This window comes from Pseudomonas sp. Pseusp3, assembly GCF_047304225.1.
Lineage (GTDB): Bacteria > Pseudomonadota > Gammaproteobacteria > Pseudomonadales > Pseudomonadaceae > Aquipseudomonas > Aquipseudomonas fluorescens_CD.
Window position 1 is genome coordinate 1 of record NZ_JBGLYV010000016.1, and the last position, 15003, is coordinate 15003.

13 protein-coding genes and 1 pseudogene are annotated in these 15003 nt (G+C 60.5%); 3 read left to right on the forward strand and 11 right to left on the reverse strand.

What is annotated here, in order from left to right; genetic code table 11:
• The 9 genes from ACCD00_RS07790 to hutC form a co-directional block, all read right to left on the reverse strand.
• Positions 1-593 (reverse strand): aromatic amino acid lyase (locus tag ACCD00_RS07790; protein WP_413423364.1); only part of this gene is annotated, 593 nt, incomplete at its 3' end.
• Between the two features lie 115 nt (positions 594-708).
• Positions 709-2232 (reverse strand): histidine ammonia-lyase, encoded by a 1524-nt coding sequence (gene hutH, locus ACCD00_RS07795; RefSeq protein ID WP_413423366.1) that lies wholly within the window; start codon positions 2230-2232, stop codon positions 709-711.
• Positions 2233-2389: 157 nt separating this feature from the next.
• Positions 2390-3220 (reverse strand): quaternary amine ABC transporter ATP-binding protein, encoded by an 831-nt coding sequence (locus ACCD00_RS07800; RefSeq protein ID WP_008018926.1) that lies wholly within the window; start codon positions 3218-3220, stop codon positions 2390-2392.
• On the reverse strand, positions 3217-4068 hold the full coding sequence (locus ACCD00_RS07805; protein ID WP_008018927.1) for an ABC transporter permease: 852 nt from the start codon (positions 4066-4068) through the stop codon (positions 3217-3219). The genes ACCD00_RS07800 and ACCD00_RS07805 overlap by 4 nt, the downstream gene beginning before the upstream one ends.
• A 70-nt stretch (positions 4069-4138) precedes the next feature.
• The gene (locus ACCD00_RS07810; protein ID WP_111286787.1) at positions 4139-5107 is read right to left on the reverse strand and encodes an ABC transporter substrate-binding protein; all 969 of its coding nucleotides are present in this window, start codon (positions 5105-5107) and stop codon (positions 4139-4141) included.
• A gap of 69 nt (positions 5108-5176) precedes the next feature.
• Positions 5177-6646 carry a purine-cytosine permease family protein gene (locus tag ACCD00_RS07815; RefSeq protein ID WP_413423369.1) on the reverse strand — a complete coding sequence of 490 codons (1470 nt, stop codon included), beginning with the start codon at positions 6644-6646 and terminating at the stop codon, positions 5177-5179.
• 181 nt (positions 6647-6827) lie between these two features.
• Positions 6828-8510, reverse strand: a complete 1683-nt coding sequence (hutU, locus tag ACCD00_RS07820; RefSeq protein WP_008018930.1) for a urocanate hydratase — start codon at positions 8508-8510, stop codon at positions 6828-6830.
• A 482-nt stretch (positions 8511-8992) separates the two neighbouring features.
• Positions 8993-9562 carry a HutD family protein gene (locus tag ACCD00_RS07825; protein WP_413423371.1) on the reverse strand — a complete coding sequence of 190 codons (570 nt, stop codon included), beginning with the start codon at positions 9560-9562 and terminating at the stop codon, positions 8993-8995.
• Complete coding sequence (hutC, locus tag ACCD00_RS07830) at positions 9559-10269, reverse strand: histidine utilization repressor (RefSeq protein WP_162135916.1); 711 nt, start codon at positions 10267-10269, stop codon at positions 9559-9561. The genes ACCD00_RS07825 and hutC overlap by 4 nt, the downstream gene beginning before the upstream one ends.
• A gap of 146 nt (positions 10270-10415) precedes the next feature.
• On the opposite strand from hutC, the gene ACCD00_RS07835 reads away from it, so the two are divergent.
• Positions 10416-11780 carry a formimidoylglutamate deiminase gene (locus ACCD00_RS07835; protein ID WP_413423373.1) on the forward strand — a complete coding sequence of 455 codons (1365 nt, stop codon included), beginning with the start codon at positions 10416-10418 and terminating at the stop codon, positions 11778-11780.
• A 110-nt stretch (positions 11781-11890) separates the two neighbouring features.
• Here the strand turns inward: ACCD00_RS07835 and ACCD00_RS07840 are convergent, their stop codons facing one another.
• Together ACCD00_RS07840 and ACCD00_RS07845 are read right to left on the reverse strand one after the other, a co-directional pair.
• Positions 11891-12460 carry a lipocalin family protein gene (locus tag ACCD00_RS07840; protein ID WP_413423375.1) on the reverse strand — a complete coding sequence of 190 codons (570 nt, stop codon included), beginning with the start codon at positions 12458-12460 and terminating at the stop codon, positions 11891-11893.
• Positions 12461-12490: 30 nt separating this feature from the next.
• Positions 12491-12745 carry a hypothetical protein gene (locus ACCD00_RS07845; RefSeq protein ID WP_008018937.1) on the reverse strand — a complete coding sequence of 85 codons (255 nt, stop codon included), beginning with the start codon at positions 12743-12745 and terminating at the stop codon, positions 12491-12493.
• A 295-nt stretch (positions 12746-13040) separates the two neighbouring features.
• On the opposite strand from ACCD00_RS07845, the pseudogene ACCD00_RS07850 reads away from it, so the two are divergent.
• A pseudogene (locus tag ACCD00_RS07850) lies at positions 13041-14066 on the forward strand (cache domain-containing protein); the annotation flags it as partial.
• A 90-nt stretch (positions 14067-14156) separates the two neighbouring features.
• The gene (locus ACCD00_RS07855; RefSeq protein ID WP_404942359.1) at positions 14157-14921 is read left to right on the forward strand and encodes a methyl-accepting chemotaxis protein; all 765 of its coding nucleotides are present in this window, start codon (positions 14157-14159) and stop codon (positions 14919-14921) included.
• Positions 14922-15003 lie beyond the last annotated feature (82 nt).

A 15003-nucleotide genomic window follows, 5' to 3' on the forward strand; every position in this document is an offset into this window, starting at 1 on the left:
GTGCCGTTGAGCAGGGCCAGGCCTTCTTTCGCGGCCAGGGTCAGCGGGGTCAGGCCGGCGACTTTCAGCGCTTCGGTGGCTTCCATCCACTCGCCCCTGTAGCGCGCCTTGCCTTCGCCCAGCAGCACCAGCGACATGTGGGCCAACGGCGCCAGGTCACCGGACGCACCGACCGAGCCTTTCAGCGGAATGTGCGGGTACACCTCGGCATTGATCAGGGCGATCAGCGCGTCGATCACCACGCGACGGATGCCGGAGAAACCACGGCTCAGGCTGTTGACCTTGAGCACCATGATCAGGCGCACCAGCTCGTCGCTGATCGGCTGGCCGACGCCGGCGGCGTGGGACAGCACCAGCGAGCGCTGCAGGTTTTCCAGGTCTTCGCTGGCGATGCGGGTCGAGGCCAGCAGGCCGAAACCGGTGTTGATCCCGTAGGCGGTGCGGTTCTCGGCGAGGATCTGTTCCACGCAGGCCACGCTGGCCTCGATCTGGGCCGCGGCGCTGTGGTCGAGGGTCAGTTTCACCGGCTGCTGATAGACGTCACGCAGTTGGGTGAGGCTCAGTTGGCCGGGGATCAGGTTTAGCGCAGTCATTTTGTGCTCCTTTTGAGAGTTGTCATTAACTCACCAGACGCTCCGGAGTTGTCCGTTGTCCGTCGCGTCTGCCTTTTGGGGAGCCGCGCCTTGGCACGTTGGTGTTGTGTGGAAATCAGTTCAAATTCGGCAAAGCTTTCTGCAGCAAGGCCGGGTCTTTCAAAACGCTCGCAGCAGCGGCGATGTCCGGTGCCAGCCAGCGATCCTGGTCGTAAGCCGGAACGCGCTCGCGCAGCAGACGCCATGCGGCATCGGTGCCGGCGCCAAAACGTTGCTCCTTGAGGAATTCGAACGCCTGGGCCGCCAGCAGGTACTCGATGGCGAGGATCTGCGTGCAATTTTCCAGAGCGCGGTGCAGCTTCAGCGCGGCGTTAGTGCCCAGGCTCAGGTGATCTTCCTGCAGGCCCGAAGTCACGTAGTTGTCGAGCACCGCCGGTTGCGCCAGTTGACGGTTCTCCGCGCACAGCGAAGCGGCTACGTATTGCACGATCATCATCCCCGAGTTTACTCCCGGGTTGGCCACCAGGAAGGCTGGCAGACCGCTGACGTGCGGGTTGATCAAACGGTCCAGGCGACGCTCGGCGATGGAGCCAATTTCCGCCATGGCAATCGCCAGCAGGTCCGCCGCCATTGCCACGGACTGGCCATGAGGGTTGGCCTGGGACACCACACGGTAATTGTCCGCGGTGCCCAGCACCAGCGGGTTGTCGGTGGCACCGTTGAGTTCGGTTTCGATTTGCTTGGTCGCGTGCACCAATTGGTCGCGAGCGGCGCCGTGCACCTGCGGGATCGAACGAATGCTCAGGGCATCCTGCGTGCGAATGCCTTTGCTCTGGGCGATCACTTCGCTGCCGTCGAGCAAGGCCCGCAGATTGATCCCGACCTGTTGCATGCCCGGGTGCGGCTTGAGTGCAATGATCTCGGCGTCGAACGCGTCAATCTGACCGCGTTGGGCTTCGAAGCTCATTGCACCGATCACGTCGGCCCATTCCAGCAGGCGCGTGGCATCGGCAATCGCCAGGCAGCTCAGGCCGGTCATGCAGGGCGTACCGTTGACCAGGCACAAACCGTCCTTGGCACCGAGGCGAACCGGTTGCAGGCCTTCTTCGGCGAGGGCCTGCTGCGCGGAAACCACCTGACCGCGATAGCTGACATTGCCAACACCCAGCAGCGCGATGCCGATGTGCGCCATGTGGGTCAGGTAGCCCACGGAACCCTGGGACGGCACTTGCGGGGTGATACCACGGTTGAGCAGTGCCAGCAGTGCTTCGACGACCTGACGGTGCAGACCGGATTTACCGTGGCTGTAGTTGACGATGGCCGCGCACATGATCGAGCGGGTCTGCTCGTCGCTCAATACCGCACCAACGCCACAGGCGTGGCTAAGCAAGGTATTGCGCGACAACTGGCTGAGTTGTTCGTCCTGCAGCGAGACGTTGCACAGCGCGCCCAGGCCCGTGTTGATGCCGTAGGCACGTTCGCCGCTGGTGACGATGCGCTGGACGATGGCCTGGGCATTTTCGATACGTGCCCAGATCGGCGCCGACAGCTCAAGCTGTGCGCCATGACGCGCCACGGCGACCACATCCCGCCAAGTGACCTGCGCCTCGGTGATAACGATTTTTTCAGCCTGGGACATCATTAACCTCGTGCGTACAACCTGAATATTGATGCAGCTCTACCGCCGCCTTCGCGAGCAAGCCCGCTCCCACATTGGAATGCGATCAACTGTGGGAGCGGCGGTGCGACGATTCGACTTGCTCGCGAAGAGGCCAGTTCAAACACTGCAAATCTCTTTAAACCACCGCCGCCCGACGCTGCACAAAGCGGTCGACATACTCATCCGCCGGCGAATGCAGGATCTCTCTCGGCGTGCCGACCTGGATCAGGCGGCCGTCCTTGAGAATCGCGATGCGGTTGCCGATGCGCACGGCCTCGTCGAGGTCGTGGGTGATGAAGACGATGGTCTTGTGCAGGGTCTTTTGCAGTTCCAGCAACTGATCCTGCATCTCCGCGCGGATCAGCGGGTCGAGGGCGCTGAACGCTTCGTCCATCAGGATGATGTCGGTGTCCGCCGCCAAGGCGCGGGCCAGGCCCACACGCTGACGCATGCCGCCGGAGAGCTGATGCGGGTATTTGTTTTCGTAGCCCTTGAGGCCCACGGTGTTGATCCAGTGCAGAGCACGCTCGGCGCACATGGCTTTGCTTTCGCCACGGATTTTCAGGCCGTAGGCGACGTTCTCCACCACAGTCTTGTGCGGCAACAGGCCGAAGCTCTGGAACACCATGCTGATCTTGCGCCGACGAAATTCGCGCAGGGCTTCCATGTCGTATTGCAGGATGTCCACGCCGTCCACCAGGATCGCGCCACTGGTCGGGTCGATCAGGCGGTTGAAGTGGCGCACCAGGGTCGACTTGCCGGAGCCGGACAGGCCCATGATCACGAAGATCTCGCCGCTGCCGATGCTCAGCGACAGGTCGTTCACGCCGACCACGCAGCCGGTTTCGGCCAGTACCTGGTCCTTGGTCTTGCCCTGGCCGACCATGGCCAGCGCATCCTTGGCGCGGTTGCCGAAAATCTTGAAGACGTTCTTGACTTCGATCTTGCTCACGGTTGCGTTGTTCATTTGCTCACCTCATGCCGTGCGCGACCATACGCCTGTGTAATGCGGTCGATCACCACAGCCAGAATCACGATCGCCAGACCGGCTTCAAGACCACGTCCGACGTTGAGGGTCTGAATCCCCACCAGCACGTCTTCACCCAAACCACGGGCACCGATCATCGAGGCGATCACCACCATCGACAGGGCCATCATGGTGGTCTGGTTGATCCCGGCCATGATGCTCGGCAGGGCCAGCGGCAGTTGCACGCCGAACAGTTGCTGCCAGCGGTTGGCACCGAAGGCGTTGATCGCTTCCATCACTTCACCGTCGACCTGGCGAATGCCCAGATCGGTCAGGCGGATCAGCGGTGGTGCGGCGTAGATCACCGTGGCGAAAATCGCCGGGACCTTGCCCAGGCCAAACAGCATCAGCACCGGGATCAGGTACACGAAGCTCGGCATGGTCTGCATGATGTCCAGCAAAGGCATCAGCACCGAACGCAGGCGATTGCTGCGTGCCGAGAGAATGCCCAGCGGAATGCCGATCAGCACCGAGATGATCGTCGCCACCATCATCAGCGCCAGGGTCTGCATCAGCTTGTCCCAGAGGCCGACCGCACCCACCAGGAACAGCAGGCCGACGATAACCGCCGTGGTCACGACCTTGCGGGTCGCGTGCCAGGCCACGCCCGCCACGATAGCCAGCATCAGCCACCAGGGCGCTGCGCGCAGCAGGCCTTCAAGATTGACGATTGCCCACAACAGGGTGTCGGAGATGTGCCGGAACACGTCGCCGTAGTTGGTAACCAGCGAATCGACCCAACTGTTGACCCAGTCGGCGATGGAAAAGGTAAAGCTTTCGGGAAACATAAGAGACTCTCAATCAAGGGGTTGCGATCAAGCATCCGACTGCCGCTACCGGCAGTCGGAGAGGCCCAACCTACAAGGCCGCGTCGATTTTCTTGGCTGCGTCGTCGCTCACCCATGCGTGCCAGACTTCAGGATGTTCCTTCAAGAAGATCTTGGCCAGTTTTGGCGACTCGATCCGCTCTTTGGTCATGCGTCCCAGGTTCTGGTTCAGCAGGTCGATCGGCAGGTTGACCTTTTCCAGCACGGCCACCAGTTCCGGGGCTTCGTCGTGGAAGGTCTTGGACAGGCCGACCTTGATGGTCACGGTCTTGTCCACGCCCGGCTTCTCTTCGAGTTTCACCACGTCGACCTGGCCCATCAGCGGGGTTGGCGACCAGTAGTAGAACAGGATCGGCTCGCCACGCTTGTAGCTCGACAGTACGGCGGCATCCAGCGCCGGGCCGGTGCCTGGGCGGAAGTTGGTGTAGGTGCTTTCCAGACCGTAGCTTTTCAGCATTTCGCTGTTGTCCAGCTCACAGGTCCAGCCAGCCGGGCAGTTGTAGAAACGGCCCTTGGAGGGCTCTTCGGCGTCCTTGAAAATCGCCGAGTACTTGCCCAGGTCAGCAATGTTTTTCAGGTCTGGCGCCTTGGCTTCCAGCTTGCGCTTGGCATCGCCTTCGATCACGTAGCGCGGTACGTACCAGCCTTCGACGGCACCCACCACTGGCGCGCCGACACCGACGACTTTGCCGGCCTTCTCAGCCTTGTTCCAGACTTCGCTGCGGCCGACCCACTCTTCGGCAAACACCTGGATGTCGTTGCTGCTCAGAGCGTTTTCCATGGTGATGGAGTTGCCCGGCAGGCTGTCGGTCTTGCAGTCGTAGCCTTTCTCCAGCACGACTTGCAGCACGTCGGTCAGGAGCATGGCGCTTTCCCAGTTCAGGCCGGCAAATTTCACCGGTTTGCCCGACTCGCACCAACCCGCCGCCTGAGTGGCGCCAGCGCTGGCCAGCAGGCCCATGGAAAGCAATGTGGTCAGCAGGGTCTTGTTCGATTTCATTGTAGTGACGCTCCTAATCATGAATTGGCTTACGGCAGTCAAGAGGCATCCAGCCCTGTCCACGTCCAATCAGGCCTGCGCCGCAGCGCGACCCACATTCAGCTTTTGTTCGGTGATCGCGCCCTGCTCGACCGGCAGGATCAAACGATCAGGCACTGTGCCGTGCCATTTTTTTGCGCATACGTAATACAGGGCAGCGGGAAGCACCAGACCGATGACCCAGGAAATATCCACATCACCCAGGGCCGCCACCAGCGGACCGGTATAGAACTTGGTGGAAATGAACGGCAGTTGCACCAGCACACCGAACACATAGACGCTGATACCGAGAAGGTTCCAACGACCGTAGCGACCATTCGGATCGGCCAGAGCCGGTACGTCATAGCGCTCGCGAGTGATGCAGTAGTAGTCCACCAGGTTGATCGCGCTCCAAGGGGTAAAGAACGCCAGCAGGAACAGGATGAAAGACTTGAACGCGCCGAGGAACGAGTGCTGTCCGAGCAACGCCATCAGGGTCGCAGCACCGACGATGACCAGCACGAAGACCAGACGCTGCAAGCGCGTTACCTTCAGGTCACCACGGAAACCGCTGATGATGGTCGCAATGCACATGAAGCTGCCATAGGAGTTCAGCGTGGAGATGGTGACCTTGCCGAACGCGATGCTGAAGTACAGCAGCGCGGCGGTGGCACCGGTACCACCCAGACCAACGATGTACGCCACTTCGTGGCCGGCGTATTGCCCGTTGGCCGAAGCGGCAGCGAACACGCCGAGGACCATTGCCACCTGCGCACCAATGACCGAACCTGCGCCCGCGGCAAAAAAAGTTTTCACCGCGGAAATCTTGCTCGGCAGGTAGCGAGAATAGTCAGCCACATAAGGGCCGAAGGCGATCTGCCAGGATGCCGCGAGCGACACCGCGAGCAAGAAACTGCTCCAGCTGAAGTGGCGGATTTGCAACAGTGCGCCAACGTCAACCTGGCTCATCAGACGGCTGAACAGATAAACAAAGGCAATCACGCCAATGACACTGGCAACACGGCCGATCCAATGGATCACCCGATAACCGAGCACCGTGACCAGCACGATGACACTGGCGAAAAGGAGGATGCCGACGGTGTCACTGACGCCAAACAATTGGCCCAGCGCCTGGCCGGAAAGCACGGTGCCCGTTGCAGTGAAACCGAGGTACATCAGACAGACCAGCACGATCGGGATGGCCGCGCCATAAACGCCGAACTGCACACGGCTGGAGATCATCTGCGGCAGGCCAAGCTTTGGACCTTGCGCGGCATGCAGCGCCATGACGCCACCGCCGAGCAGTTGCCCGATCAACAGTCCGATCAACGACCAGAACACGTCACCGCCCAGCACCACGGCCAAGGCCCCGGTGACAATCGCGGTGATTTGCAGGTTGGCACCCATCCACAGGGTGAACTGGCTAAACAGACGACCGTGTCTTTCCGCTTCCGGGATGTAGTCGATCGAGCGTTTCTCGATCAACGGTTTGCTGCCTGCACGTTCGCTGTTAACAGCCATGGTTCAACCTCTGTGGATTGTTATTGGAATTTGCTGTGAAACCGCTTTGTGTGGAACTGCTTTTTTGTGGGAGCGGGCTTGCTCGCGAAAGCGATGTATCAGCCAGCACAGATGTTGAATGTGCCGGCCTCTTCGCGAGCAAGCCCGCTCCCACAGGTAAAGCGGTGCCACAGGTTTGGCGTTATTTGCCAGTAATCATCGGCAGGTTCAGCCCTTGTTCCTTGGCGCAGTCGATGGCGATCTGGTAACCAGCATCGGCGTGGCGCATGACACCGGTGGCCGGGTCGTTGTGCAGGACGCGAGCGATACGCTCGGCCGCTTCGTCAGTACCGTCGCAGACAATCACCATGCCCGAATGCTGGGAGAAGCCCATGCCGACGCCGCCGCCGTGGTGCAGGGACACCCAGGTCGCGCCGCTCGCAGTGTTGAGCAGGGCGTTGAGCAGTGGCCAGTCGGACACGGCGTCGGAACCGTCCTGCATCGATTCGGTTTCGCGGTTCGGGCTCGATACCGAACCGGAGTCCAGGTGGTCGCGACCGATCACGATTGGCGCGGACAATTCACCGCTGCGCACCATTTCGTTGAACGCCAGACCCAGCTTGGCACGCAGGCCCAGGCCAACCCAGCAGATACGTGCCGGCAGACCCTGGAAGCTGATGCGCTCGCGAGCCATGTCCAGCCAGTTGTGCAGGTGGGCGTCGTCCGGGATCAGTTCTTTTACTTTTGCGTCAGTCTTGTAGATGTCTTCAGCGTTGCCCGACAGTGCCGCCCAACGGAACGGACCGATGCCGCGGCAGAACAGTGGACGGATATAGGCCGGTACGAAGCCAGGGAAGTCGAATGCGTTTTCGACGCCTTCTTCTTGCGCCATCTGGCGGATGTTGTTGCCGTAGTCGAAGGTCGGGATGCCTTGCTTCTGGAATTCCAGCATCGCCTTGACGTGCACGGCCATCGATTGCTTGGCTGCTTTGATCACAGCTGCCGGCTCGGTCTTGGCACGAGCGCGGTACTCTTCCCAGGTCCAGCCAGCCGGCAGGTAGCCGTTGAGCGGGTCGTGGGCGCTGGTCTGGTCGGTGACCATGTCCGGACGCACACCGCGACGGACCAGTTCCGGCAGGATTTCTGCCGCGTTGCCCAGCAGGGCGATGGAAATCGCTTTGCCTTCTTTGGTGTATTTGGCGATGCGGGCCAGCGCGTCGTCGAGGTCTTTGGCTTGTTCGTCGACATAACGGCTTTTCAGACGGAAATCGATGCTGACCTGCTGGCATTCGATGTTCAGCGAGCAAGCGCCGGCCAGGGTTGCAGCCAGTGGCTGAGCGCCACCCATGCCGCCCAAGCCAGCGGTCAGTACCCACTTGCCGGTCAGGTTGTCGTTGTAGTGCTGGCGACCGGCTTCGACGAAGGTTTCGTAGGTGCCCTGGACGATGCCCTGGCTACCGATGTAGATCCAGCTGCCGGCGGTCATCTGGCCGTACATGGCCAGGCCTTTGGCGTCCAGTTCGTTGAAGTGTTCCCAGCTCGCCCAGTGCGGTACCAGGTTGGAGTTGGCGATCAGTACGCGCGGGGCGTTGCTGTGGGTCTTGAACACGCCGACCGGCTTGCCGGATTGCACCAGCAGGGTCTCGTCGTCGTTCAGGTTGGTCAGGCTTTCGACGATCTTGTCGTAGCATTCCCAGTTACGTGCCGCACGACCGATACCACCGTAAACCACCAGTTCTTTAGGGTTCTCGGCAACTTCCGGATCGAGGTTGTTCATCAGCATGCGCAGCGGCGCTTCGGTCAGCCAGCTCTTGGCGGTCAGCTTGTTACCGCGGGCAGCACGGATTTCAACGTCACGAAACTTAGTAGGTTTATTGTCAGTCACGAAAAGAACTCCTCAGCAATCAATCCAAACCAACCCAGGCAGTGGGCGAGCAAGCCAATGGGCATCAGTGCACACCGGCGAATCAGTGGACGATGGTTGAGTCCTCGCGACTCATACACATACGTCTTTACTTGTACATACAAGCATATGCAATCAAGCGGCCAACTTGCTGGATGAGCATTCAAGAAAAATTCTGAAATGGCTGCAGAGCGCCTGGAACAAGGGTTTTGGCGTAGATGAAATTTTTCGAGGGGTTTTTTTGGAGGATAGGCGGGTTGTTACTTGAGCGTGGTTTTGCGCCACGCTGGGGCGTTCGGTAACAAAGTGGTGCGCGGAGGGAAACGGAGTTGAAGGAGGGAAACAACATTGCCTGTAGGAGCGAGCTTGCTCGCGATGGTCGTCAACGATAACGCGTAGAACCAGATGCCCAGCGGCGAATCTGGTTTTTTCGCGAGCGAGCTCGCTCCTACAGGGATGGTGTATTAGCGTGCAGTCAGCTCGATCACACAGCAGGCGGCATTGCTGGTGACGTCCAGCAGGCCAGTGTTACCGACCAGTTGCAGGCAATCATGGCGACCCAGCTGCGAAGCATTGTTACCGACCTTCACCTCAAGCGCATCGCTGATGCTGAACACCAGCACAGTCCCGGCCTCGCTGAAGAACCGCTGCTCACCGCTCAGCCATTGCAGCCGCGCGCTGTAACGCTTCGGCGCATAGATCAGGTTGAAATCGCGGATCGGACCGCCGAGCAAGGTGCAGGACACCTGGCTTTCGCCGCTGAAGGCAAAAGGATCGAGGGGCAGCAACGGCCGCGTTACCTGACCGTCAACCGACAAGGTCATGCCGTCGCCCTGCAACACAGTGATGATCCGCTCGTAACCGGCGAAGGTGGAAAATCCGCCCGACTCGCCGATGTCGGCAATCGACAGACGCCAGCCGAAGCCATCCAGGCCGATGCCGGCATCGCGAGTAATTTCTTCAGTGCTGCCGCCGCCGTTTTTCCAGGGCATGCGCGGGTAATCGACTGCTCTTAAAACCTTCAGGCTACTCATTTGTGAAACCGACCTTCCAGACGATGACGGGAACCGGGGTGGATCAAGCGGGCGGCGGTCACTGGCTGGCGGCCGGACCAGGTGCGGCGACGGATCAGCAGGCACGGCTCGCCCTTTTCAATCTGCAGCAACTTGCACTCGGACGGCTCGGCCAGGATCGCCTCGACCACGTGCTCGCCTTCGGTCAGCGGCGCGACCTGGTTCAGATAGGCATATGGCGTTTGCAGGGTGAAGTCCTGCTTGAGGTAGTCCGGCGCCACCAGCGCATTGACGAAACGGTCTTCGATTTGCACCGGAATATCGTTTTCGAAATGCACGATCAGCGAGTGGAACACCTTCTGCCCTTCGCGCATGTCCAGGGCCAGGGCGCGCTCGGAACCGGCGGCCTCTTCTTCAAGGGTGATGACCTTGCAGGTGTGGCGATGACCGCGAGAGGCGATTTCGTCGGCGATGTTGTGCACTTCGAACAGTGCGGACTGGCTTTTCGGCTCGGCGACGAATGTGCCGACGCCTTGCATGCGCACCAACAGACCGTCGGCAGTCATCTCGCGCAGCGCGCGGTTGATGGTCATGCGACTGAAGCCCAGCTGGCTGACCAGCTCGCTTTCCGACGGCACGCGGTAGTGCGGCGGCCAGTTTCCACTGTCGATTTGCTGGGTGATCATCTGTTTGACGCGGGCGTACAAGGGCGCCGGACTGTCGCCCATGTTCGCGGCCAACGGAGAGACTGGAGGCGGAGTCGGCACGGTTAATCCTTGTTCGTTGAAAAGAGATTGCTAGCTTGCCGGAGTTTACCGGGCAGGCAAACGTCTGTATATGTATATACAAATAACACACGATGGGGTGCTGAACCATGTCCGCCTTCTTTGCCGAACGCGCGCTGCTGCCTAGTGGATGGGCCAACAATGTACGTCTTGAGGTCAACGCCGACGGCGTATTGACCCATATCCAGGCCGATTCCCATGCAGATGGCGCCGAGCGGTTGAGCGGCCCGCTGCTGCCGGGCATGCCGAATCTGCACTCCCACGCCTTCCAGCGGGCCATGGCCGGGCTGGCGGAAGTGGCAGGCAATCCGAACGACAGTTTCTGGACCTGGCGCGACCTGATGTATCGTCTCGTCGGAAAAATCAGCCCGGAGCAACTCGGCGTCATCGCTCGTCAGCTGTACATCGAAATGCTCAAGGCCGGTTACACCTCGGTCGCAGAATTTCACTATGTGCATCACGACAGCAATGGTCAGCCTTACGCGGATCCGGCCGAGCTGGCCCTGCGTATCAGCCAGGCTGCCAGTTCCGCCGGTATCGGATTGACCCTGCTGCCGGTGCTCTACAGTCACTCCGGTTTCGGTGGCCAGGCGCCGAACGACGGTCAGCGCCGTTTTATCAACAGCACGGAAAACTACCTGAAGCTGCAATCGCGCCTGCAACCGGTCCTGGCGCAACAGCCGGCGCAGGCCCTGGGCCTGTGCTTCCATTCGCTGCGCGCGGTCACGCCGCAGCAGATCAGCGAAGTGCTGGCGGCCAGCGACAAGCAATGCCCGGTGCACATCCACATCGCCGAACAGCAGAAAGAAGTCGACGACTGCCTGACCTGGAGCGGTCGTCGCCCGCTGCAATGGCTGTACGAAAACATCGACGTCGATCAGCGCTGGTGCCTGGTCCACGCGACTCACGCCAACCCGGAAGAAGTCACCTCGATGGCCAAGAGTCGCGCCATCGCCGGCCTGTGCCTGACCACCGAAGCCAACCTGGGGGACGGGATTTTCCCGGCGGTGGATTTCCTCGCCCAGGGCGGCCGCATGGGTATCGGTTCCGACAGCCATGTGTCATTGAGCGTGGTGGAAGAATTGCGCTGGCTGGAATACGGCCAGCGTCTGCGCGACCAGCGGCGTAATCGTTTGTATGGCGCGGATCAGCCAATGGTCGGCCGCACGTTGTTCGATGCAGCGCTGGACGGCGGTGCTCAGGCGCTGGGTCAGCCGATTGGTGCACTGGAAGTCGGCAAGCGCGCCGACTGGCTGGTGCTCGACGGCAACGATCCGTATCTGGCGACAGCCAGCGGCGACGGGATTCTCAATCGTTGGCTGTTTGCCGGCGGCGATCGTCAGGTGCGGGATGTGTTGGTCAATGGCCAGTGGGTGGTGCGGGATGGGCGGCATGCCGGCGAAGAAGAAAGCAGCCGTGCGTTCACCCAGGTACTGCGCGACCTTCTAGGCTGACACCGAAACAATACTGTAGGAGCGAGCTTGCTCGCGATGGTGTATCAGGCGCCTTGGCGTCGACTGACACTCCATCGCGAGCAAGCTCGCTCCTACAAGGGTTTGTACGGTCAGTCCGAGGTCTTGGCCATCTGCTGTTCCGACGCCCGCCAGATCAGCCGCGTGGTGTCGTAACCCTGCTGACGCGCCTTGCTCAGCAACTCCTCACGCACCACACCGTTCACGGTCGGGCTGCGCGACAACAACCACAAATACTTGCGGCTTGGATCCCCGACAATGGCGGTCTTGTAGTCATCGCTGACGTACAGCACCCAGTATTCACCCTTCGCCGTACCCGGAATCAGCCTGGAGAACCAGGTATCGAATTCGACCCACAGCTTGTCGTTCTTGCCGGGCTCCTGTGGATAAGCCGTGCCCTTGACCTCTTCCCATTGCCACTGCGCCGTCAGGCAGCGGTTCAACACGGCAATGTTGCCGTCAGGCTTGAGCGTGTAATGGGCTTCGGATTGCGCGCAGTCGCGCTGGAAGTACATCGGCATGCGGGCCAGCTCGTACCAGGTGCCCTGGTAGCGCTTGAGGTTGACGCTTTTGACAGTCTTGGGGGCCAATGGATCCTGGCCAGGCGTGGCACAACCGGCCAACATCAGGCCGGCGAAAAGGATGATCAATAACTGCTTCATTATTTTTCTCCCGCGGGCAAACGCCCCGGTTTACTTCAGGCCTTGGCCGGAAAACATCAGCACTTTGTCACCGGCGAACTGCACGCTGATAAAGCTGTTCTTGTCGCCCCAGGTGCAACTGGACATGCCGAGCGCGCCTGAACAATCGGCGGGTTTGCCCAACAGGGTTTCCACATCGGCCTTGGCCATGCCGGACGAGAGCTTCGAGTAGTTTTCCTGATTGACCTTGCTGCAGGCAGCCAGCAACACACAGAACGAAAGCAGGGCGATGGAACGCAACGACATGGTGAAACTCCGGGGGGGCGTAAGGGATTGGCATGGCTGCCAAGCTGAAGCTTAGAAGAGAAAACCCCTGTGTGGTTCCGTGCCCGGCAGGCTATTTATCGGGCCACTCGTCTACCTTTTGCCGAAAATCAACCAATTCCCTTGTTAATCGAGCATTTCGTCGTTTTTCAGCAAATCTGCCTAATCTTTGGCGCCGTTCAGTCGACATACATGCAACGCAAAGCCACGTCGTTGGCATTTGCTCCCCCCTTTTGTAGACCTGACCCTCTGCGGTAGCTCACCCATGACCAGAAACATGAAGTTCAGCCACAAGATCTTGTTGGCTGCCGCCCTCGTGGTGGCTGTCGCATTCGCTTGTTTCATCCTGTTCAACGACTATCGCCAGCGCGAAACCTTGCGCAACAGCACCGAAGCCTCGATGCAGGAACTCGGCAGCCTGACCACCAGCAACATCAAGACCTGGCTGGAAAGCCGCATGCAATTGCTGCAGTCGATGGCCCAACAGATCACTGCCGATGGCAATGCTCCCGCTGGCCTGAAACGGATCATCGACCTGCCCGCCTACACCGGCAATTTCCAGCTGAGCTACTTCGGTGGCGCCGATGGCGTGATGTTCTCGGTCCCGGCGGGCAACCGTGCGGCGGACTACGACCCACGCGCCCGTGGCTGGTACAAGGCAGCCAATAGCGCCCAACAGAGCATCGTCACCGAACCCTACATTGCCGCGTCTTCCGGCAAGCTGGTCATCACCGTGGCCACCCCGGTGCAGCACCAGGGCCAGATGATCGGCGTCGCCGGCGCCGACATCGACCTGTCCAGCGTCAGCGCGATCATCAATTCGTTGAACTTCGGCGGCCACGGTCATGCGTTCATCGTCGGTGCCGACGGCAAGATCCTGATTCACCCCGACAGCAAGCTGGTGCTCAAGAGCCTGGCCGAGGCCTATCCGGGCGACACACCCAAAGTCAGCGCGGGCATGAAAGAAGTCGAGATCGACGGCAAGCGCCAGTTCATCTCTTTCACCCACGTCAGCGGCGTGCCATCGGCGGACTGGTATGTGGCGCTGGTGCTCGACCAGGAAACGGCGTTCTCGATGCTCAGCGAATTCCGCACCTCGGCAATCATCGCCATGGTGATTGCCGTGGTGATCATCATCGCCTTGCTGGGCATGCTGATCAGCCTGCTGATGCAGCCGCTGCTGACCATGGGCCGCGCCATGCACGACATCGCCGAAGGCGAAGGTGACCTGACCAAACGCCTGACCATTCACGGCCACGACGAATTCGGTGCGCTGGGACTGTCCTTCAACCGCTTCGTCGAGCGCATCCATGCCTCGATCATCGAAGTGTCCTCGGCCACCGGCCAGGTCAACGAGGTGGCGTTGCGCGTGGTCGCAGCCTCCAACTCGTCGATGTACAACTCCGACCAGCAAGCCTCGCGCACCAGCAGCGTGGCAGCGGCCATCAACCAGCTCGGGGCCGCCGCCCAGGAAATCGCCCAGAACGCCGCCCTGGCTTCGCAACATTCCAGCGATGCCCGCAGCCTGGCCGAAGACGGCCAACAGGTGGTGGATAAAACCATCGCGGCGATGCAGCAGCTTTCGGCCAAGATCAGCGATTCGTGCGGCAACATCGAAACCCTCAACAGCAACACGGTCAACATCGGACAGATTCTGGAAGTGATTACCAGCATCTCCCAGCAAACCAACTTGCTGGCACTCAACGCCGCCATCGAAGCAGCGCGGGCCGGTGAAGCCGGTCGTGGTTTTGCCGTGGTGGCCGATGAGGTGCGCAACCTCGCTCACCGCACCCAGGACTCGGCGCAGCAAGTGCAGACGATGATCGAAGAGCTGCAAGTCGGCGCCCGGGCAGCGGTGGGCATCATGACCGACAGCCAGCGTCAGAGCGAAAGCAGCGTTGGTATCGCCAACCAGGCTGGTGAGCGCCTGGGCAGCGTGACCCAGCGCATCGGTGAGATCGATGGCATGAACCAGTCGGTCGCCACCGCGACTGAAGAACAGACGGCCGTGGTGGAGTCGATCAACGTCGACATCACCGAGATCAACACGCTGAACCAGGAGGGTGTGGAGAACCTGCAGTCGACCTTGCGAGCGTGTGCCGATCTTGAGCAGCAGGCGGCGCGGTTGAAGCAGTTGGTGGGTAGTTTCAGGATCTGAGGCAACCTCACCGGCCTCATCGCGAGCAAGCTCGCTCCCACAGGGATCTTTGTTGCACTGGAGATCTACTGTGGGAGCGAGC